General features: G+C 61.7%; 23 protein-coding genes and 1 pseudogene. 23 read left to right on the top strand and 1 reads right to left on the bottom strand.

The window, feature by feature from the left end:
• Positions 1-74: 74 nt before the first annotated feature.
• From KRR23_RS13745 to trxC, 3 genes and pseudogenes are all read left to right on the top strand, one after another.
• Positions 75-284, top strand: a pseudogene (locus tag KRR23_RS13745) (DUF6124 family protein); the annotation flags it as partial.
• Positions 285-331: 47 nt separating this feature from the next.
• A complete protein-coding gene (locus KRR23_RS13740) occupies positions 332-592 on the top strand; it encodes a hypothetical protein (RefSeq protein WP_216742925.1) in 261 nt (86 codons plus the stop codon).
• 112 nt (positions 593-704) lie between these two features.
• Positions 705-1139 carry a thioredoxin TrxC gene (gene trxC / locus KRR23_RS13735; RefSeq protein WP_216742924.1) on the top strand — a complete coding sequence of 145 codons (435 nt, stop codon included), beginning with the start codon at positions 705-707 and terminating at the stop codon, positions 1137-1139.
• A 143-nt stretch (positions 1140-1282) separates the two neighbouring features.
• Here the strand turns inward: trxC and KRR23_RS13730 are convergent, their stop codons facing one another.
• A complete protein-coding gene (locus tag KRR23_RS13730) occupies positions 1283-2053 on the bottom strand; it encodes a ParA family protein (protein ID WP_123423879.1) in 771 nt (256 codons plus the stop codon).
• Between the two features lie 360 nt (positions 2054-2413).
• On the opposite strand from KRR23_RS13730, the gene KRR23_RS13725 reads away from it, so the two are divergent.
• The 20 genes from KRR23_RS13725 to KRR23_RS13630 all read left to right on the top strand — a co-directional run bounded on the left by KRR23_RS13725 (position 2414) and on the right by KRR23_RS13630 (position 20615).
• Entirely contained in the window at positions 2414-3133 is a 720-nt protein-coding gene (locus KRR23_RS13725; RefSeq protein WP_103317173.1) for a beta-ketoacyl synthase chain length factor, read from the top strand.
• A complete protein-coding gene (locus tag KRR23_RS13720) occupies positions 3109-3918 on the top strand; it encodes a 1-acyl-sn-glycerol-3-phosphate acyltransferase (protein ID WP_216742923.1) in 810 nt (269 codons plus the stop codon). Before KRR23_RS13725 ends, KRR23_RS13720 begins: the two co-directional genes overlap by 25 nt.
• On the top strand, positions 3899-4159 hold the full coding sequence (locus KRR23_RS13715; RefSeq protein WP_103317168.1) for a phosphopantetheine-binding protein: 261 nt from the start codon (positions 3899-3901) through the stop codon (positions 4157-4159). Before KRR23_RS13720 ends, KRR23_RS13715 begins: the two co-directional genes overlap by 20 nt.
• Before the next feature lie 9 nt (positions 4160-4168).
• On the top strand, positions 4169-4423 hold the full coding sequence (locus KRR23_RS13710; RefSeq protein ID WP_216742922.1) for an acyl carrier protein: 255 nt from the start codon (positions 4169-4171) through the stop codon (positions 4421-4423).
• Entirely contained in the window at positions 4420-4965 is a 546-nt protein-coding gene (locus tag KRR23_RS13705; protein ID WP_054595265.1) for a hypothetical protein, read from the top strand. Before KRR23_RS13710 ends, KRR23_RS13705 begins: the two co-directional genes overlap by 4 nt.
• Positions 4962-6641 carry an acyl-CoA synthetase family protein gene (locus tag KRR23_RS13700; protein WP_216742921.1) on the top strand — a complete coding sequence of 560 codons (1680 nt, stop codon included), beginning with the start codon at positions 4962-4964 and terminating at the stop codon, positions 6639-6641. Before KRR23_RS13705 ends, KRR23_RS13700 begins: the two co-directional genes overlap by 4 nt.
• A 29-nt stretch (positions 6642-6670) precedes the next feature.
• Positions 6671-7405 (top strand): glycosyltransferase family 2 protein, encoded by a 735-nt coding sequence (locus KRR23_RS13695; RefSeq protein WP_216742920.1) that lies wholly within the window; start codon positions 6671-6673, stop codon positions 7403-7405.
• Entirely contained in the window at positions 7402-8349 is a 948-nt protein-coding gene (locus KRR23_RS13690) for a glycosyl transferase (RefSeq protein WP_216742919.1), read from the top strand. Before KRR23_RS13695 ends, KRR23_RS13690 begins: the two co-directional genes overlap by 4 nt.
• Positions 8330-9874 (top strand): histidine ammonia-lyase, encoded by a 1545-nt coding sequence (gene hutH / locus KRR23_RS13685; protein ID WP_216742918.1) that lies wholly within the window; start codon positions 8330-8332, stop codon positions 9872-9874. Before KRR23_RS13690 ends, hutH begins: the two co-directional genes overlap by 20 nt.
• The gene (locus KRR23_RS13680; RefSeq protein WP_216742917.1) at positions 9867-10292 is read left to right on the top strand and encodes a thioesterase family protein; all 426 of its coding nucleotides are present in this window, start codon (positions 9867-9869) and stop codon (positions 10290-10292) included. The genes hutH and KRR23_RS13680 overlap by 8 nt, the downstream gene beginning before the upstream one ends.
• A 182-nt stretch (positions 10293-10474) precedes the next feature.
• Complete coding sequence (locus KRR23_RS13675; RefSeq protein ID WP_216742916.1) at positions 10475-11059, top strand: outer membrane lipoprotein carrier protein LolA; 585 nt, start codon at positions 10475-10477, stop codon at positions 11057-11059.
• Positions 11043-13382, top strand: coding sequence for an MMPL family transporter (locus KRR23_RS13670; protein WP_216742915.1), 2340 nt, complete (start codon positions 11043-11045; stop codon positions 13380-13382). The genes KRR23_RS13675 and KRR23_RS13670 overlap by 17 nt, the downstream gene beginning before the upstream one ends.
• A complete protein-coding gene (locus KRR23_RS13665; protein WP_216742914.1) occupies positions 13379-14539 on the top strand; it encodes a sodium:proton antiporter in 1161 nt (386 codons plus the stop codon). The genes KRR23_RS13670 and KRR23_RS13665 overlap by 4 nt, the downstream gene beginning before the upstream one ends.
• Entirely contained in the window at positions 14526-15773 is a 1248-nt protein-coding gene (locus tag KRR23_RS13660; RefSeq protein WP_216742913.1) for an NAD(P)/FAD-dependent oxidoreductase, read from the top strand. Before KRR23_RS13665 ends, KRR23_RS13660 begins: the two co-directional genes overlap by 14 nt.
• Positions 15770-16510: a class I SAM-dependent methyltransferase gene (locus tag KRR23_RS13655; RefSeq protein ID WP_216742912.1), complete on the top strand. Its 741-nt coding sequence runs from the start codon at positions 15770-15772 to the stop codon at positions 16508-16510. Before KRR23_RS13660 ends, KRR23_RS13655 begins: the two co-directional genes overlap by 4 nt.
• Positions 16510-16995: a DUF3261 domain-containing protein gene (locus KRR23_RS13650; RefSeq protein WP_216742911.1), complete on the top strand. Its 486-nt coding sequence runs from the start codon at positions 16510-16512 to the stop codon at positions 16993-16995. Before KRR23_RS13655 ends, KRR23_RS13650 begins: the two co-directional genes overlap by 1 nt.
• A complete protein-coding gene (locus KRR23_RS13645; protein WP_216742910.1) occupies positions 16992-18188 on the top strand; it encodes a beta-ketoacyl-[acyl-carrier-protein] synthase family protein in 1197 nt (398 codons plus the stop codon). Before KRR23_RS13650 ends, KRR23_RS13645 begins: the two co-directional genes overlap by 4 nt.
• Positions 18185-18664, top strand: coding sequence for a hotdog family protein (locus KRR23_RS13640; RefSeq protein ID WP_216742909.1), 480 nt, complete (start codon positions 18185-18187; stop codon positions 18662-18664). Before KRR23_RS13645 ends, KRR23_RS13640 begins: the two co-directional genes overlap by 4 nt.
• Positions 18661-19389 (top strand): 3-oxoacyl-ACP reductase FabG, encoded by a 729-nt coding sequence (gene fabG, locus KRR23_RS13635; RefSeq protein ID WP_054595253.1) that lies wholly within the window; start codon positions 18661-18663, stop codon positions 19387-19389. Before KRR23_RS13640 ends, fabG begins: the two co-directional genes overlap by 4 nt.
• Positions 19389-20615, top strand: coding sequence for a beta-ketoacyl-ACP synthase (locus KRR23_RS13630; protein ID WP_216742908.1), 1227 nt, complete (start codon positions 19389-19391; stop codon positions 20613-20615). Before fabG ends, KRR23_RS13630 begins: the two co-directional genes overlap by 1 nt.
• The last annotated feature ends 193 nt before the right edge of the window (positions 20616-20808 follow it).

Genomic DNA, 20808 nt, shown 5'->3' with positions numbered 1-20808 from the left:
AACTGCACGCCGCAAATTCCAAGATAGCCATAGATCCCCACCTTTAAAAATGTGGGGTTCATGGAGCGCTTACAACCCTGCTAATCCACGCCAGCGAAACCCTGGCCTCGCTGAACGCGATGACCACCGACCTGGCCTTTGAGCTTGAAGGTGCACACCGCAATGTGGCGCTGGGTATTCAGCAGATGATCGTGTTGGGCGAGCTGCTGGTGAACAGAGCACTGGAGAACCTCGACCTGCCCGATTCGGCGGGAAACAGGCTCAATCCATCTGCCGTCCATTGACGGGCCGCACCGTTTTATCGAATGGAGTGTTCCCTATGTCTCGATAGATGCCTATCACCGGCCTGGACTGCAACGTCCCTTCCCTGCTGATCGACACCGAAGCCCCTCTCGACGTGTTGCACGAAACAGCGGCCTTCCGCATCCGCAGTGCCACCCAACTGCTGGAAACCTTCGCCCTGCGCGATGACATCCAGGGTGACGCCAGCGTCTTGCACGAGGTTGCGCAGGCGCTGGTCATTTCGCTGCGCGATGGCTGCGACATGCAGGACGTCATCGGGCGGCGCTTGCGGGCGCAGGTTTGGGTGTAATGAATATGGGCGACCTTGGAGTCGCCCATTTTTTTGCTCTCGCCTGCACACCTTGATAATCCACGGCCCCGGCTCCAGATTGGTTGCATTGCCCACTTTCCGGAGCCCCGTCATGTCTGACCCCCTGTTGATCCCCTGCCCCCACTGCAACGGCCTCAACCGCATCCCCGCCGAGCGCCTGGGCGATCATCCCAAGTGCGGGCGCTGCAAATCCGTGGTCCTGCTGAGCAAACCCTTCGAGTTGACGCAAGGCGATTACGCCAGTCAGATCAAGGGCGATCTGCCGTTGCTGGTGGATGTGTGGGCGGATTGGTGTGGGCCGTGCAAGTCGTTTGCGCCGGTGTTCGAGCAGGCAGCGGGGCAGTTGGCGGGCAAGTGTCGGTTGGCCAAGCTCGACAGCGAGGCGAATCAGCAGTTGTCGGCGCAGTTGGGGATTCGCTCGATTCCGAGTTTGATTCTGTTCAAGAACGGTCGGGAAGTGGCGCGTCAGAGCGGGGCGTTTCCGTTGCCGCAGTTGCTGAGCTGGTTGCGTAGTCAGGGGATCTAACGACGATTTCAAAGCCACCCTGAATAAAATGTGGGAGCGGGCTTGCTCGCGAAGAGGGACTGACATTCAACATTGATGCTGACTGTTATGACCCCTTCGCGAGCAAGCCCGCTCCCACATGGGTTCTGTGTTGTCTGCAGGAATCAGGTGTTTTCCAGCAGGTTGTGCAGTTCGACGAACTGCTGGGTCAGTTTGTGCCGGGGGTCGAGGTGGATCAGTGGCATGTTGGCCTGGTGGGATTCGCGCATGCGCACCGAGCTGCCCAGGTACACCGGTAGCACCGGCAGGCCTTCGGCGATCAGTTCGTCGAGCATCTGCTGCGGCAGGCTCGCGCGGGCCTGGAACTGGTTGACCACGATGCCTTCGACTTGCAGGTCTTCGTTGTGGTCTTCCTTCAACTCTTCGATTTCCGCCAGCAGGCCGTACAGTGCCTGACGGGAGAAGCTGTCACAGTCGAAGGGAATCAGCACGCGATCGGCTGCAATCAACGCGGACACCGCATAGAAGTTCAACGCTGGCGGGGTGTCTAGGTAGATCCGGTCGTAGTCTTCGGCCAGTTCGTCGAGCAGTTTGCGCAGCTTGTTGATCTTGTGTTTGGCCTCAAGCTTGGGCTGCAGGTCAGCCAGCTCGGCGGTGGCGGTGACCACGTGCAGGTTGTCGAACGGGGTTTCGTAGATATCGACCTGATTTTTCTTCGAGAACGGCCCGGACGACAAGGTCTGTTTGAAGAAGTCGGCGATGCCCATCGGGATGTCGTTGCCGGTCAGGCCCGTCAAATACTGAGTGGAGTTGGCCTGGGCATCGAGATCCACCAGCAGCGTGCGATAGCCCTCGCTGGCGCTGACCGCCGCCAGATTGCAGGCAATACTGGATTTGCCCACGCCACCTTTCTGATTGAACACCACGCGCCGCATGTCAAAACCTCCGTGTATCAAAGAATGACCGAGTGTAGTAGCCGACACCGCTGCTTAGCTACCTCGTTGGCAATCGGACTACGCGGTCAGCTGCAATCTCTGCAAAAAACCGACCTGCTTCGCTCTTTGATCGACGAATCATCTGGCAGACACGTCTGCAAAAAACTGAATAATGGCCAAATGACAGCTTTTTTAGTCGATAAACGACATGGCGCGCCGAACAAAATGGAGCCAGTATTTGCTACAAGCCTGCTGCACCGGGATAATGCGCGCCGCTCGGCAGTAGCGTCATGCCGGGTCAGTCGCCGGTCAATCGACTCACCGCGTCAAGGAAGCCCGCAGGGGCGGGATGAATTTTCAGTGATCAAATTCAATATCGCCCAATGGCGCGCTTGGGCCCCTGGGCTCGAAAGTGTGGACGATTGGCAAGCCTGGAGCCGACAACCGGTCGTGCTCGAGAACAGCGATGCCGCCCCCGACGTATCGTTTTTGCCGGCCATGCAGCGTCGGCGACTCAGCCGTCTGGCGCGGATGGCCTTTAGTGTCGGCTGGCCGTTGGCCGAGGGTCACGAACAGCTACCGTTGGTCTTCATTTCTCGTCACGGCGAAACCCCGCGCACCTTCGAAATCCTCAACGATCTGGCCGCCGATCAGCCGCTGTCGCCGACTCAGTTCAGTCTATCGGTGCACAACGCCGTCATCGGCCTGTGGTCGATCATGCGCGGCGAAACCAGCGAAATGACCGCCCTCGCGGCGGCCGGCGATGGCCTTGAACACGGCATGCTCGAGGCTGCGGCGCTGCTTGAAGAAGGCGCGCCGGCGGTACTGCTGGTGATCACCGAAGAACAACCGCCGCAAGCCTACTCGACCTGGATCGACGATGTGCCGTTCCCGTACGCAGTCGGCCTGTTGATCACGCCCGGAAATCAGTGGCAGCTGTCTCTGAACAGCACCACGGATACGTTGTCCAAACCCCATTGGCCCCATGCGCTGAATCTGTTGAGTACCCTGCTCGGCCAGCAGACCACCTGCCAACATGCCTGGAAAAATCGTGTATGGACCTGGCAACGCAACCAGTAACCGATAAAAACCGCGACGCCTATTACTGGCGCCTGCTGGCCACTGCCGCAAGCTTCACCCTATTCGGGTTGGGCGGGCTATGCCTGCGGCTGGTGATTCTCCCGGTGCTCGGCTGCCTGCCGGGCGATGCCCAGGCCCATCGGCAACGAACGCGGCATATTGTCAGCCGGATATTCCGCTCCTTTGTCCGGTTCATGGCCCGCACAGGCGTGCTGACCTACGACATCCAGGGTGCGGAAAAACTCGGGCGTCCGGGGCAGATGATCATCGCCAATCATCCCTCGTTGATCGATGTCGTGTTTCTGATCGGCCTGGTGCCCCACGCCAACTGCGTGGTCAAGAAAAGCCTCTGGGAAAATCCTTTCACTCGCGGCCCGCTACGCCGCACCGGGTACATCAGCAACGACGGCAGCATGGACATGCTCGACGCTGCTGCCGACGCGCTGAAAAGCGACCAGACCCTGATCATCTTTCCCGAAGGCACCCGCACCCAACCCGGCCAGCCACCGGCCTTTCATCGGGGCGCCGCGGCAATCGCGCTGCGCGGTGCGAGAATCGTCACCCCGGTGGTCATCAAGGTCAGCCCCACGACCCTGACCAAGGCCGAGCCTTGGTATCGGATCCCCAAACGTCGCGTGCACTTCAGTTTCCGTGTCGGGGCCGATATAGACCCACAAGCCTTCGCAGCGCTGGGCCCTGCACCTCAGGCCTCGCGCAAGCTCAACGATTATTTTCACCATTACTTTATTAAGGAGCTCGCCGAAGATGAGCGATCTGAAGCTTGAGATAAAACTGTTGATCATTGACGCCCTTGGCCTCGAAGACATCGGCGTGCAAGACATCGGCGACGAGCAGACGCTATTCGGCGAAGGCCTGGGCCTGGACTCGGTCGACGCGCTGGAGCTCGGCCTGGCGATCCAGAAAAAGTACGGCATCAAAATCGACGCCGAAGCCAATGACACCCGTGGTCACTTCACCAACGTGGCGAGCCTTGCGGCGTTCGTCACTGCAAAACAGGCAGCTTGAGACCGGACCATGCAAACTCGTGACGACATCTTCAACACCCTGCGTGATGCCCTGGTCGAACTCTTTGAGCTGGAACCCGAACGCGTGACCCTGGACGCCAACCTGTATCAGGACCTGGAAATCGACAGCATTGATGCCGTCGACCTGATCGATCACATCAAACGCCAGACCGGCAAGAAAATTGCCGCCGAAGAGTTCAAGTCGGTACGTACCGTCAGCGACGTGGTCGAGGCGGTCTACCGTCTGGTTCAACCGGCCGCATGAGCCGACTGATCGGCCTCGGCCTGCTGCTGGCGGGCCTGCTGTACCCCTTTGCGGTGTATTTCGGCATGGAACATTTTGCCCCGTGGCAGTTCGGTCTGTTGCTGGGAGGATTGTGGCTGGCCCGCGCACTGCTGGGCGAACGGCGCCCTGGCAGCGTCTGGATGGCGGTGGTCGCCATCGCTTTTTGCCTGCTGCTGGCGCTGTTCGACAGTCCTGTGTTGTTGCGCTGGTACCCGGTGTTGATGAGCGGTTTCATGCTGGCGCTGTTTGGCCTGAGCCTGAAGTTCGGGCAACCGATGATCGAGCGGCTGGCGCGTTTGCGCGAACCGCATCTGCCGGACAAAGCCATTGTTTATACCCGCCAGGTGACGATCGCCTGGAGTGTGTTTTTCCTCTGTAACGGTTTGCTCGCGGCGGCCCTGACTCTCTGGGCGCCGTTGAGTTGGTGGATGTTGTACACCGGCCTGATCTCCTACGGGTTAATGGGTTTGCTGTTTGCCATTGAATGGCTCATACGACAACGGGTACGAGGCCACCCATGAATTGGATAAAACTTGAGCAACTGTTGCTCAAGGCACTACCTGCGCGCGCCGTCACGGCGGATCCAGCGCTCAATCACGCCGACCTGTGCGAGCAGGCCCTGCGCCTCGCCGCTGGCCTGCAAGCACAAGGTGTGACGCGTATTGCCGTGCACCTGGAAGATGCCGCGCAACTGGCGATTGCCCTGCTCGGCGCCTGGCGTGCCGGGGTCAGCGTACTGCTGCCCGCCGATCTGCAACCCCAGACCCGTCTGCGCTGGTCGACGGCAGTTGATCTGTGGCTGACCGATGTGGCAGACGACGCACAGCTGACTGACTTCCAGCAGGCGCCGCTGGCTGCCGCCGAACTGGATCTCGATCACTGTCACCTGAGCCTGTGCACGTCCGGCTCCAGCGGCGAACCCAAGCGCATCGAGAAAACCTTGCGGCAACTGGCCAATGAAGTTCAGGCGCTGGAGCACTTGTGGGGCGCGGACCTGGGCAACGCCTGCATCATCGGCAGTGTCGGCACCCAGCACATCTATGGATTGCTGTTTCGGGTGCTGTGGCCGCTGTGCGCCGGGCGTCCGTTCGTACGCCGACAATTGGCGTTCCCGGAAGACCTGCAGCGCGCCAGCCGCGAACACCTGGCCTTCGCCTGGGTTGCCAGCCCGGCGCTGCTCAAGCGTATGGGCGACAACCTCGATTGGCCGGCCTTGAGCGCAGTCCGCCGAGTGTTTTCTTCCGGTGGCGCGCTGCCGGCCGAGGCGGCGCAACGCTTGCGCGAACGCCTGCAACAATGGCCGACGGAGATTCTCGGCAGCTCGGAAACCGGCGGCATTGCCTGGCGTCAGGGCCACGATCTCTGGCAACCCTTCGCCGATGTCATGCTGAGCCAGGACCATGACGGGGCCCTGCTCATCGCCTCGCCGTACTTACCGGTCGACCATGTTGAACACACCGCCGACGCCGCGCGAATCGCCGCCGACGGTCGTTTCGAACTGCTCGGACGGCTGGACCGGATCGTCAAGCTGGAAGAAAAACGTATCTCGCTACCCATGCTGGAACAGGCGCTGATGGCCCACGACTGGGTCGCCGAAGCGCGCCTTGGCGTGGTTCAGGAAAACCGTGCGTCGCTGGGTGCCTTGCTGGTGCTGAGCGAACAAGGTCTGCATGCGCTACGCAATCAGGGGCGGCGCACGCTGACCCAGGAACTGCGCCAGCACTTGAGTCAACATTGCGAAACCCTGGCCCTGCCGCGCCGCTGGCGCTTGTTGCGTCAACTGCCGCTGAACGCCCAGGGCAAACTGCCGCAAGCCGACGTTGAAGCCCTGCTGCTGGCGCCCCGTCCAAAGGCGCCGCATGTATTGGAAAAGGTCGAAGCCAACGGCGAGTGGAGCCTGCAACTGGCAGTGCCGCCGGACCTCGCCTACTTCAGCGGCCACTTCCCGCAAACCCCCGTATTACCGGGCGTGGTGCAAGTCGAATGGGCGCTGAACCTGGGTCGGCAATTGATGGAGCTGCCGATAAGGTTTGCCGGCATGGAAGTTCTGAAATTCCAGCAACTGGTACGCCCCGGCGATGAAATCCAGCTGCACCTGCGCTTCGACCCACTGCGCAGCAAATTGTATTTCGCCTACCGCAACGAGACAGCTACCTGCTCCAGTGGACGAATTTTGCTGGAGGCTGTGCATGTTTAAAGCTCTGTATCTGTGGCGAGGGACAACACATGCATAACCCCTGCGCCGTGATCCCGGTCTACAACCATGAAACTGCCATCACCAACGTGGTCGACGCGCTGCTCGCCAACCATCTGCCGTGCATTCTGGTGGATGACGCCAGCAGCCCGGCCTGCGCGGCGGTGCTTGAGCAACTGGCCCGGCGTGACCAGGTTTTCCTGATCAAACTCGCCGCCAATCAGGGCAAGGGCGGCGCGGTCATGAGCGGGTTTCGCGAAGCTTCGCGCCTGGGCTTCAGTCACGCCTTGCAGGTGGACGCCGATGGTCAGCACGACTTGAGTGACGTTCGGACCTTCATCGAGCAGTCACGCGCCCATCCCGACGCACTGATCTGCGGCTACCCGCTGTACGACGCCAGTGTGCCGAAGGGCCGTTTGTATGCCCGCTACCTGACGCACGTGATGGTCTGGATCAACACCCTTTCGTTGCAGATTCGCGACTCCATGTGCGGTTTTCGCCTCTACCCATTGCCGCCGACGCTGGCGCTGATCAATTCGGTGAAGATCGGCAATCGCATGGACTTCGACACTGACATCATTGTGCGCCTGGCCTGGCGTAATTCGCCGATGCGCTGGCTGCACACCAAGGTTCACTACCCCCTGGATGGCGTCTCGCATTTTCGGCTGTTCCGCGACAATGTGCTGATTACGAGCATGCACACCCGCCTGTTCTTCGGCATGCTGTTACGGGCGCCGGTCATTCTTTGGCGACGGTGGCGAACATGAGCATCAATGCAGACAACGAGCACTGGGCCGATCACAAGGAACGCGGCAGTTTCTGGCTGATGAAATTCACCGCACTCTGCGCAAAAGTGCTCGGGCGTCGGCTGTTGAGCCCGCTGCTGTATGGCATCGTCTTGTACTTTTTCATATTCGGTCGCGGCGCCCGCCACAGTGCCTGGCAATACCAGCAGCGCCTCGCCGACTGGAGCGGCCGCAGCGAATTGCGCCCGACCCATTGGCGGGTATTTGGCCAGTTCATGGCCTTCGCCGATTCCATGCTCGACAAACTCGACGTGTGGAACGGCAAGTTGAGCATCGAACAGATCGAAATCATCGACCCGGCGCTGTTGCGCAATCAATTGCGCGGCACACGCGGGCAGATGCTGGTGGGCGCTCACCTGGGCAACCTCGAAGTCTGTCGAGCTCTCGCCGAACTCGGTGAAAGGGTCACCATGAACGTGCTGGTGCACACCAAGCACGCCGAGCGTTTCAATCGCCTGCTGGGCGAAGCGGGCGCGACCAATCTGCGGCTGATCCAGGTCAGCGAACTGGACCCGGTAATCATGCTGCAACTGAGCCAGCGCCTGGAACGCGGCGAATGGCTGGCGATTGCCGGCGACCGCGTGCCGCTGCACGGCGGGCGCAGCGTGACGGTGGACTTCCTCGGTCATCCGGCCGCGTTCCCCCAAGGTCCGTGGCTGCTGGCCGGCCTGTTGAAGTGCCCGGTCAATTTTCTGCTGTGCCTGAAGAAACCAACCGGTGACTATCGACTGATCATCGAGCCCTTCACCGATGCGGTGGTGTGGAAGCGCAGCGACCGCGAGCAAGTGATCCACCAATGGGCCACGCGCTACGCCGAACGCCTTGGCCAGTGCTGCCTTGAGGCGCCCCAACAATGGTTCAACTTTTACCCATTCTGGAAAACCGATGACGACGCATCTGCTTGAGCCGGTAACCTTCGGCGAACTCCCTTTGCGCATCGAAGACGTGCTGGCCCTGGCCAACCGTCAGGCGCCCGTGCAACTGCAAAACGACAGCGAATACCGTGAACGCATCGCCAAGGGCGCGCGGTTTCTCGATTCGTTGCTGGACAAGGAAGGCGTGATCTACGGCGTGACCACCGGTTACGGCGATTCCTGCGTGGTCGCGGTGCCGCTGCAGCATGTCGAAGCGCTGCCGCGTCATCTGTACACCTTCCACGGTTGCGGCCTGGGCAAACTGCTCGACGCTCAAGCGACCCGCGCGGTGCTTGCGGCGCGTTTGCAGTCGCTGTGCCACGGCGTGTCCGGGGTTCGCGTGGAACTGCTGGAGCGCCTGCACGCCTTCCTCGAACACGACATTCTGCCGCTGATCCCGGAAGAGGGTTCGGTGGGCGCCAGCGGTGACCTGACGCCGCTGTCCTACGTGGCCGCGACTTTGTCCGGCGAGCGCGAAGTGCTGTTCAAGGGCGAACGCCGACAGGCCGCCGACGTGCACCGCGAACTCGGCTGGGAGCCACTGGTGCTGCGTCCCAAGGAAGCCCTGGCGCTGATGAATGGCACGGCGGTAATGACCGGTCTCGCCTGCCTGGCCTTCGCCCGTGCCGACTACCTGCTGCAACTGGCGACGCGCATCACCGCACTGAACGTGGTCGCCCTGCAAGGCAACCCTGAGCACTTCGACGAGCGCCTGTTCGCCACCAAGCCGCACCCGGGCCAAATGCAGGTGGCCGCGTGGTTGCGCAAGGATCTGGCGATCGACGCGCCGACCGCACCGCTGCATCGCCTGCAAGACCGCTATTCGCTGCGCTGCGCACCGCATGTGCTCGGCGTGTTGGCCGACAGCCTGAACTGGCTGCGGTCGTTCATCGAGATCGAACTCAACAGCGCCAACGACAACCCGATCATCGACGCTGAAGCCGAGCGCGTGCTGCACGGCGGGCATTTCTACGGCGGGCACATCGCCTTCGCCATGGACAGCCTGAAAAACCTCGTGGCCAACGTAGCGGATCTGCTCGACCGTCAGCTCGCGCTGCTGGTGGACGAACGCTACAACCACGGTTTGCCGAGCAACCTGTCGGGCGCCAGCGCCGAGCGCGCGATGCTCAACCACGGCTTTAAAGCGGTGCAGATCGGCACCAGCGCCTGGACCGCCGAAGCGCTGAAAAACACCATGCCGGCCAGCGTGTTCTCACGCTCCACCGAATGCCACAACCAGGACAAAGTCAGCATGGGCACCATCGCCGCCCGCGATGCGATCCGCGTGCTGGAGCTGACCGAACAGGTTGCCGCTGCGACGCTGTTGGCGGCCAATCAAGGGGTCTGGTTGCGCAGCCAGGCAGAAGACGCCCGGCCATTGCCGCCGGCGCTGGCGGCGATGCACGCAGAGCTCGCCAAGGATTTCCCGCCGGTCATTGAAGACCGCGCCCTGGAAGGTGAGCTGCGTCTGTGTCTGCAACGCATCGCCGAACAACACTGGAGGCTGCATGCGTAGCAAGGGAGTGCTTCACGCCGATACGCAAATCCTCGTGCCGTTCTTTGACGTCGACTCCATGAACGTGGTCTGGCACGGCCATTACGTGAAGTACCTGGAAGTCGCCCGCTGCGCCTTGCTCGACATGCTCGGCCACAACTACAACGCCATGCTGGAGTCCGGTTACGCGTGGCCGGTGATCGACCTGCAACTGCGTTATGTGCGCGGCGCGGTGTTCGGCCAGACGCTCAACGTCCGCGCCAGCCTGGTGGAATGGGAAAACCGCCTGAAGATCAGCTACCTGATCAGCGACCTCGCGACTGGCGAACGCCTGACCCGCGCCAGCTCGGTGCAGGTCGCCGTGCACGTCGCCAGCCGCGAGATGCAACTGGCGTCGCCGAAGGTGTTTACCGATGCGGTCGAGAGGATGTTGCCATGACCTTTAGCACCAATCGACTTGATAACTGCCCTGTGGCGAGGGAGCTTGCTCCCGCTCGGGCGCGCAGCACCCGTAAATCTGACGACTCGAGCCCCCCGACGAAATGCCGTCGCCTGGGCTGGGGAGCGCTGCGCACTCCAGCGGGAGCAAGCTCCCTCGCCACACGCAGCGGCTACAAGGTTGTGGTGATACTGATAGCGCTGCTCGGTTTTTCATCGCTGGCTAACGCCTTCGACCTGCAACAACTGAGCGACCAACTGGCCAAACCCAGCGTGATCCACGGCAGTTTCATTCAGGAAAAACACCTGCGTGCCCTGCCGCAACCGCTGACCAGCAAGGGCTCGTTCGTGCTGGCCAGGGATCACGGTTTGCTGTGGTTGCTCAAGACTCCACTGCAACAGGATTACCGGATCAGCACCAAGGGCATCGCACGGCGTGACAGCAGCGGCTGGCAAATGCTGCCGGGCAAAAGTGCCGGCGCCGAGCAGAACCGCATCTTCCTTGCGGTACTGCAAGGCGACAGCAGCGGGCTGCAGCGGGATTTCGAGTTGTCGCTGAGCGGCGAAGCACAGCACTGGAAGCTCACGCTGACCCCACGCTCGATGTTGCTCAAACAAGTGTTCAATCAGATCAACATCGACGGCGGCGAACTGGTGCAGCGCATCGAGCTGCTGGAAACCCAGGGTGACAGCACCGTTTTGCGCATGCAGGACACCACCAGCGCCAACCCATTGAGCGATGCGGAGCAACATGACTTTGCCGAGTGAACGGATGCTTCCACGGCTATTTCTGACCCTGCTGCTGGCGGTGCTCGCACTCGCCGGTTGGCAATGGCACGACGGCGCACCGCTGTCGGCCAACCTGATGGATCTGGTACCGGGCACCGCGCCGGATGCGCTGGAGCTCAAGGCCGAACAGCGCATGCAGGAACCGCTGAACCGCGAAATGCTGGTGCTGGTCGGTCACACTGATCGCGAACAAGCCATCGCCATGACGCAGAAGCTCGGCGAGCAGTGGCTGGCCAGTGGACTGTTCGAGAAAGTCCAATGGAACCTGCAAGCCGACTTGCCTGCGTTGCGCACACAGCTGTTGCAAGGTCGGTTGGCGATGCTCTCGGCAGCCGATCGGCAACAACTGATCGAACAACCGCAAGCCTTCATCCAGCAGCGCGTGCAAGCGCTGTTCGACCCCTTTACCGGTTTCAGCCTGGTGCCGAGCCAGGATGACTGGCTGGGCCTGACCGGACGCATTCAAAACAGCCAGCCGCAGCACGGTTCAGTGCAACTGGACATCGGCAGCGGCACATTGATCGCCGACGCCGACGGCAAAAGCTGGGTCATGCTGCGAGCCCGTACCAGCGGCAACGCGTTCGACATGCGCCTGCCACTAAAGGTCGCCGAGCTGCTCAAGCACAGCCGCGAAGAAGCCACGCAGGCCGACGTGCAACTACTCGCCGCCAGTGGCCTGCTGTACGCCGCCAACGGTCAACAGCAAGCGACCCGCGAAATTACCTGGGTCGGCGGTGGTGCAACCGTCGGCATCCTGTTGCTGCTGTTGCTGGCGTTTCGCAGATTCCGCGTGTTGCTGGCCTTCATCCCTGTGTTGGTCGGCATGCTGTTTGGTGCGGTGGCCTGCGTCGCACTGTTTGGCCATATGCACGTGATGACCCTGGTGCTCGGATCGAGCCTGATCGGCGTCGCGGTCGACTACCCGCTGCATTACCTGTCCAAGAGCTGGAGCCTGAAACCCTGGCACAGCTGGCCTGCACTGCGTGTGACCTTGCCGGGGCTGACCCTGAGCCTGGCCACCAGTTGCATCGGTTATCTGGCACTGGCCTGGACACCGTTCCCGGCGCTGACCCAGATTGCCGTGTTCTCCGCCGCCGGTCTGCTCGGCGCCTACCTGTCGGCGGTGTGCCTGTTGCCGGCGCTGCTCAAGGGTGCGGACCTGCGACCCGCGCAGTGGCCGTTGCGGGTGGCCGAGTTTTTGGTGAACGTGCGTGCAGCACTGCTCAAACGCGTGCGCAGTTCGGTCCTGCTGGTGTTGGTCCTGGCCTTTTGTGCGGGAGGCCTGTGGCACCTGACCACGAAAAACGACATCCGTCAGTGGGTCAGTGCGCCGCCGCAATTGATGAACGAAGCACAGACCATTGCGCGGATCACCGGCTATCAACCCACCAGCCAGTTCTTCCTGGTGCGCGCGGCCAATCAGCAGCAACTGCTCGAGCGCCAGAAAGCCCTCAGCGAACGACTGGATCAGTTGGTCAATCTGGACAAGCTCAAAGGCTACCTGGCGCTGAGTCAGCTGGTCAGCCTGCCTTCCGAGCAGCAACAGGTTCGCGACGCGCTGAACAAACTCCCGGCATTCTGGCAACCGTTGCTCGACCTCGGCATCCCGGCCACCGCACTGCAAGCCGAACTGACGCAGTTGCAGGCCTTGCCGGTCGAAGACATCGACGCAGCGCTGGTCGGGCCCTTGGCCGAGCCATGGCGCCCGCTATGGATCGGCGCCTCGGATGACGGCGTGGCGGCGATGGTCAGCCTGCAAGGCTTGAACGATACCGCGCTGCTGCGGGTGCAAGCGCTGGACTTGCCGGGTGTGCAGTTGGTGGATCGCCTGGATGACCTGAACAAGGTCTTCGCCGCCACCCAGATCAGCGCGGCTGAACTGAAACTGATGTCCTGCGCATTGATCGTGTTGCTGCTGATTCTGCCCTTCGGTTTTGGCGGCGCCCTGCGGCTCGTCGCACTGCCATTACTGGCGGCCTTGTGCAGCCTGGCCAGCCTCGGCTGGCTGGGGCAACCGCTGACGCTGTTCAGCGTGTTCGGGCTGCTGCTGGTGACAGCCATCAGTGTCGATTACGCAATCCTCATGCGTGAGCAGATCGGCGGTGCCGCCGTGAGCCTGTTGGGCACGCTGCTGGCGGCGGCGACCACGTGGCTGTCGTTTGGTCTGCTGGCAATTTCCAGCACCCCGGCGGTGAGCAACTTCGGTCTTTCGGTGAGCCTCGGGCTGGCCTTCAGCTTCATCCTCGCGCCGTGGGCCAAACCTTCGGCGCATGCCGCGCCCGTCGTAGAGCCGGCAGCATGATGACCGTGCTGTTCTGGCTGCTGGCCTTGGCGCTGTTCGCCGTAGCGACGCGCGTTGGGCATCATTTTGGCTTGATCCCGATTGTCAGCCAGTTGCTGCTGGCGACCTTCGGCCTGCCGCTGTTGATGTATTTCTGGATTGAACCGTACTGGCAGTTGAGCGGCGCCGAACTGGTCTCGCCAGGCTGGCTGAAAAACCTCTACAGCCTGAGTTTCGCGCTGTTGCTGGGGCATATCCTCAGCGACGTGATCGACCTGAAGCTGGATCGCCAGAGCCTGAAAATCGCCTTGCCGAGTTTCGGCATTCCATTCGCCTGTGGTCTGGCGACGGCCATTTGGTTGCTGCCAGATCAACCGTGGTTGAGCTCGCTGGCGGTCGGCCTGTTGTTTGCGATCACGGCGATTCCGGTGTTGTATCTGTACCTGCGGCACATCAACTATCCACCGGCCGCGACCCGCCGACTGGTGCAAACCGCAATCCTCATCGACCTGACTTGCTGGAGTCTGTTCGCTTTCGCCCAAGGCAGCCTGCACCTGAGCAGCCTGTTGCTGCCGCTGGCTGGCGCCTGCCTGCCGTTGCTGCTACGTGTGCTCGGGTTGCGTCAGCCGCTGCTGCACAGCCTGGGCTTCTTCGCACTGCTGGTGGTGGCCGAACACTTCAAACTCAATGCGCTGATTTTCGGCATCGGTTATCTGTTGTGCATGGCTGCACTCAAACTACCGCTGGTGCTACCGTTATCGGCAGCCTGGATGAGTCGCTTGCAGAACGGCATCGCAATCCCGCTGATCCTGACCTTCGGCATTGTGCAGATCAACGTGCACAGCGCCATGGACAGCCTCAGCTGGATGCAACTCGGTGCGCTGCTGGTGTTTCCCATCGCCAGCAAACTGCTGGGTAACTGGCTCGGCCTCGGTTGGGCCGGAACGTCATTTGTCGGCGCCAACCGCTGGCGCGAAAGCCTGCTGTTGAACATTCGCGGCTTGAGCGAGATCGTCTTTCTCAATCTGCTGCTGCAACAACAGCTGATCAGCCCCGCGTTGTATTTCGCGCTGATGCTGATGGGTTTGATCGCAACACTGCTGCCGGCACTCGCCGGTGTGCACCGCCTCCCCTCACAGCTCGCCGCCCCGGCAAGGAGCACCAGTGCCAACAGTTGATACGGAACGACGCCAGGTCATCGTTATCGGTGCCGGCCCATCGGGCGCCATCGCCGCCGCGCTGCTCAAGCGTAACGGCCATGACGTGCTGATCATTGAACGTCAGCACTTCCCACGGTTTTCGATCGGCGAAAGCCTGCTCTCGCACTGCCTGGATTTCGTCGAAGAAGCCGGCATGCTCGAAGCGGTACAAGCCGCCGGCTTCCAGCTGAAAAACGGCGCGGCGTTCGCCTGGGGCGAGCGCTACAGCACGTTCGATTTCGGCGACACCTTCAGCAACGGCAAGCCGACCACCTTTCAGGTCCAGCGCGCTGATTTCGACAAACTGCTGGCCGATCAGGCAGCGCTGCAAGGGGTGGAAATCCGCTACGGCGAAACGATCATCAGTGCCAATTTCGAGCGGGCGAAACCCCAACTCAGCGCTCGCCGTGAAGACGGCAGCGAATACCGCCTGGAAGCCGACTTCGTGCTCGATGCCAGCGGCTATGGCCGCGTCTTGCCGCGCCTGCTCGACCTTGAAGCACCGTCGAACTTCCCGCTGCGCCAGGCGGTGTTCACCCACGTCGAAGACCACATCGACGGCCCGCACTTCGACCGTGAAAAGATCCTCATCACCACCCACCCGACCCAGCGCGACATCTGGTTCTGGACCATCCCGTTCAGCCAGGGTCGCTGCTCGGTGGGCGTGGTTGCCGCAGCCGAACACTTCGAAGGCCGCGGCGACGATCTCGACGAATGCCTGCGTGGCTTCATCGCCGAAACCCCGAGCTTGGCCAAGGTGCTGAAAAACGCCCATTGGGACACGCCCGCGCGGACCATCGGCGGCTACTCGGCCAACGTCAAAACCTTGCACGGTCCGGGCTTCGCCTTGCTCGGCAATGCCGCAGAATTCCTCGACCCGGTGTTTTCCTCCGGCGTGACCATCGCCATGCGTTCGGCGAGCATGGCCGCCGGCGTCCTACATCGCCAACTGCAAGGCGAAAGCGTGGACTGGCAACGCGAGTTTGCCGAACCTCTCAAGCGCGGTGTCGACACCTTCCGCTGCTACGTCGAAGGCTGGTATGCCGGGACCTTCCAGGATGTGATCTACCACCCTGGCAGCGCTCCGGAGATCCGCCGCATGATCAGCGCGATCCTCGCCGGCTACGCCTGGGACGAACGCAATCCGTTCGTCAGCGAACCCAAGCGCCGGTTGCGCATGCTCTCGGAGATTTGTGCGAGTGATGCAACGTGAGTGACACCGAACAACAATATCTCAGCGACAGTTACGTCGAAGAAACCCGCTTCGGGTTCTGGTTCCTGCGCAGCTTCACCTGGCAGCACCACGTGCTGCGGGTAGCCATCAACGACCTGCGCAGCTTGTTCAGCGAAGCACTGCCCAGCCATCCGGTGCTGCTGGATGCCGGTTGCGGTCAGGGCAAGTCGTTTCAGTACTTGCATCAGGTGTTTGCCCCGCAACGGCTGATCGGCCTCGACGCCGACCCACACAGCCTTATGCTCAGCGGCGAAGAGGCGCAGCGCCAGAACATCGATGTCGAACTGATCGGCAGCGATTGCGCGACCCTCAAGCTGCCGGACGCCAGCGTCGATTTGCTGTTCTGCCACCAGACCTTCCACCACCTGGTGGAACAGGAGCAAGCCCTCGCCGAGTTCTATCGGGTGCTCAAGCCGGGCGGCTATCTGATGTTTGCCGAGTCCACCGAAGCCTACATCGACACCTGGGTGATTCGCTGGTTGTTCCGCCACCCGATGCACGTGCAAAAGAGCGCCGACGGGTATTTGCAGATGATTCGTCAGCAGGGTTTTGAATTCGGCCCGCAAAACGTGTCCTACCCTTATCTGTGGTGGAGTCGTGCGAAGGATTTCGGTTTGCTCGAACGCTTTGGACTGCGCCGCCCAAAACCGCTTGGCCAACGGGAAGAAACCCTGGTCAACGTGGTTGCCCGTAAACCGCTCGAAGGTAAGTGCTGATGATTCGCCTCCTGCTCGTGTGCTGTGCCTTGCTGCTGAGCGCTTGCGCCAGCCAGCCGCCGCTGCCCGAGCGCAACCCGACACTGACCTTGCCGCTGCAATTGCATGTCGAGCGGCAACGGGCCGATCAACGTCAGGACTGGTTGCTGGTGATCCAGCGCGAAGGTGCCGGTATTCGCTGGTCGCTGATGGACCCACTGGGCATTCCGGTGGCTCGCCAGCGCCTGATCGACAACCAGTGGCAGGCCGACGGCTTGTTACCGCCCAACCCGGAAGCGCGTCAGTTGTTTGCAGCGCTGTTATTCGCCCTGACACCGGAGGCCGAGTTGCTCAATAATTACCCTGCTGCCCGGCGTCATGCCGATTTACGCTCACTGACACCGCATTGGCAGGTGCTGTATCGAACCCCGTCGGACTTCGTGCTGACGCTGCCCGAACAGCTGAACTATCACGTCACCCCGCTGACCGCCGAGACTGCGCCATGACGGCCTACCTGAACGCCCTCGGGCTGATCTGCAGCCTGGGCCGCAACAAACACGAAGTGGCCCGTAACCTGTTTGCCGGCGACTGCTCGGGAATGCGCGTCGAGGCCGGCTGGGTGCCTGAGCGTTCGCTGCCGGTGGCGGCGGCACACGGTGAGTTGCCCGCGATCCCGGCTGCACTGAAGCAGCACAACACCCGCAACAATCAGTTGCTGCTGGACGCCGCGCTGCAAATCCGCGAAGACATCGAACAGGCCATTCAGACCTATGGCCGTGGACGCATCGGCATCGTCCTGGGCACTAGCACCTCGGGCATCGACGAAGCCAGTCGCGGGATTGCCCAGTACATCCGCGACGGTCAGTTCCCGCCAGAATACGACTACCAACAACAGGAACTTGGCGCCCCGGCGAACTTCCTCGCCGACTGGCTGCAACTGAGCGGCCCGGCCTATGTGATTTCTACGGCCTGCACCTCCAGTGCCCGCGCATTGATGAGTGCTCAGCGACTGCTCGACATGGGCATGTGTGATGCGGTGCTGTGTGGCGGCGTCGACAGTCTGTGCAAACTGACCCTCAACGGTTTTTCGGCGCTGGATGCGGTGTCCGAGCAGCGCTGCAATCCGTTCTCGGTCAATCGCAACGGCATCAACATAGGTGAAGCGGCGGTACTTTTCCTGATGAGCAAACACCTCGGCAGCAGCCAACCGATTGCCCTGCTGGGCAGCGGCGCCAGCTCCGACGCGCACCATATTTCCGCCCCGGAACCCAGCGGGCGTGGTGCCCTGCAAGCGATGAACAAGGCCCTGCGCAGCGCCGGTTTAGCGCCTGAGCGGATCAGCTACCTGAACCTGCACGGCACCGCCACCCAACACAACGACGCCATGGAAAGCCTGGCGGTCAACAGCCTGTTCCCGGCGGGCGTGCCCTGCTCGTCAACCAAACCCATGACCGGCCACACCCTCGGCGCGGCCGGAGCGCTGGAAGCGGCATTCTGCTGGTTGAGCCTGAGCCGCGAAAACACCCGACACGCGCTGCCACCGCAGGTCTGGGACGGCCAGCCCGACCCGCAACTGCCAGCGCTGAGTTTTGTGACCGCCGCTGATCGCCTGGAACCAAGCACTGCACGTTGCCTGATGAGTAACTCCTTTGCCTTTGGTGGCAACAACGTCAGCCTGATTATCGGAGACGCCCAATGATTGATTGGCCTCTCGCCGAACTGCTGCCCCACGCGGGTGACATGATCCTTATCGATCACGTGCTGTCGTTCGACGAAGAACAGATTTACACCCGCCTCACCGTCAAGCCCGGTGGCCTGTTCAACCAGCCCGACGGCAGTTTGCCAGCCTGGGCCGGCATCGAGCTGATGGCGCAAAGCGTGGCAGCGTACGCCGGCTGTCGCGCACGCGAGCGAGGCAATCCGGTTGAGCTTGGTTTCCTGCTCGGTACGCGTAAATTTGAATGTAATGTGGAACACTTTCCAGTCGGCTGCGAGCTGACGATCCACGCCCTGCGTTCGCTCGAAGACGACAACGGCATGGGCGTTTTCGAATGCCACCTGACGGCGCCCGGCATTCATGCCATGGCCCGTCTGAATGTGTTCTGCCCACCTCAGGCGGCTCACTATCTACATGAATCCCACTCTTCTTCTAGCACTACTGGAGTCCAGTCTTGACTGAATCCGTACTGGTCACCGGTTCCAGCCGTGGCATCGGCCGCGCCATCGCACTACGCCTGGCCCAGGCCGGCTTTGATCTGGTGTTGCATTGCCGTAGCGGTCGCAGCGACGCCGAAGCCGTTCAGGCCGAAATCGAAGCATTGGGCCGCCGTGCACGCATCCTGCAATTCGACGTGTCGGATCGTGCCAGCTGCAAGGCACACCTCGAAGCCGACGTGGAAACCCACGGCGCCTATTACGGCGTGGTGCTCAACGCCGGCCTGACCCGCGACGGTGCCTTCCCGGCCCTGAGCGAGGACGACTGGGACGTGGTGATGCGCACCAACCTCGACGGTTTTTACAACGTGTTGCACCCGGTGATGATGCCGATGATTCGTCGTCGCGCCGCCGGGCGGATCGTGTGCATCACCTCGGTTTCCGGGTTGATCGGCAACCGTGGGCAGGTCAATTACAGCGCCTCCAAGGCCGGGTTGATCGGCGCCGCCAAGGCCCTGGCGATCGAGTTGGGTAAACGCAAGATCACCGTCAACTGCGTCGCGCCGGGGCTGATCGACACCGCGATGCTCGACGAAAATGTCCCTGTGGAAGAACTGCTGAAAATGATTCCCGCACAACGCATGGGCACCCCTGAAGAGGTGGCCGGCGCAGTGAATTTCCTGATGTCCGCCGAAGCGGGCTATATCACCCGGCAGGTGCTGGCCGTCAACGGAGGCCTGTGCTGATGAAACGCGTCGTCGTCACCGGCATGGCCGGCATCACCTCGTTGGGCAGCGACTGGGAGACCATTCGCGCTAACTTCAAGGCCAATCGCAGTGGCATCCGCCGCATGGACGAGTGGGATCGTTTCATCGAACTGAACACGCGCCTGGCCGGTCCCATCGATGACTTCACCGTCCCGAGCCACTGGACCCGTAAGCAGTTGCGCAGCATGGGCCGGGTTTCCCGGCTGGCGGTCGGCGCGGCAGAACAGGCGCTGGCCGATGCCGGCCTGCTCGGTGACGAGTCGATCAAGGACGGCCGCATGGGCGTGTCCTGCGGCTCATCCACCGGCAGCACCGAGGAGATAAAAGCCTTCGGCAAGATGCTGCTCAATTCGGTGGCTGAAGGGCTGAACGCCAACTCCTACGTGCGGATGATGCCGCACACCACGGCGGCCAATATCAGCATTTTCTTTGGCCTCACCGGGCGCTTGATCCCGACCTCCAGCGCCTGCACCAGTGGCAGCCAGGGCATCGGTTATGCCTACGAGGCGATCAAGTTCGGCCGCCTGCCTCTGATGCTCGCCGGCGGCGCCGAAGAGCTGTGCCCGACCGAAGCCATGGTGTTCGACGCGCTCTACGCCACCAGCCTGAAAAACGACGCTCCGAAAACCAGCCCACGGCCTTACGACAGTGCGCGCGATGGCCTGGTGATCGGTGAAGGCGGCGGCATGCTGGTGCTCGAAGAACTCGAACACGCGCTGGCCCGTGGTGCGCATATCCACGCCGAAATAGTTGGTTTTGGCAGCAACGCCGACGGCCAGCACGCCACCCGCCCAGAGCAAACCACCATGCGTCGAGCCATGGAGCTGGCACTCGAAGACGCAGGCCTGGAGCCCTCGGCCATCGGCTACGTGAACGGCCACGGCACCGCCACCGAGCAGGGCGACATCGCAGAAACCCTGGCCACCAACAGCCTGTTCGGCAGCCACATGCCAATCAGCTCGCAGAAGAGCTTTCTCGGCCACACCCTGGGCGCCTGCGGTGCACTGGAGTCCTGGTTCAGCATCGAAATGATGAACAGCGACGAGTACGTGCACACCTTCAACCTCGACGACATCGATCCACGCTGCGGCGAACTGGACTACCTGCGCGGCGAGTTCCGCCAGATGAGCTGCCAGTATGTGATGAACAACAACTTTGCTTTTGGCGGGGTTAATACGTCGCTGATCTTTCGGCGCTGGTCGTAAGCGTCACATCAAAATCAAAAGATCGCAGCCTGCGGCAGCTCCTACACCGATTTTTGTAGGAGCTGCCGCAGGCTGCGATCTTTTCATGTCTCCCCCGAAAAGAAATGACACAAACGGAAAACGGAGCACTGCATTTCGGAATCGTCCCACAGCCACAGCTTGAACTTCTCGGTAGGGTCAAGGCTGCCCCAGC

The organism is Pseudomonas sp. CVAP#3 (genome assembly GCF_018986375.1).
Lineage (GTDB): Bacteria > Pseudomonadota > Gammaproteobacteria > Pseudomonadales > Pseudomonadaceae > Aquipseudomonas > Aquipseudomonas helvetica.
The sequence above is the reverse complement of the archived record's forward strand: the minus strand, read 5'-3'. Positions and strand labels throughout refer to the sequence as shown.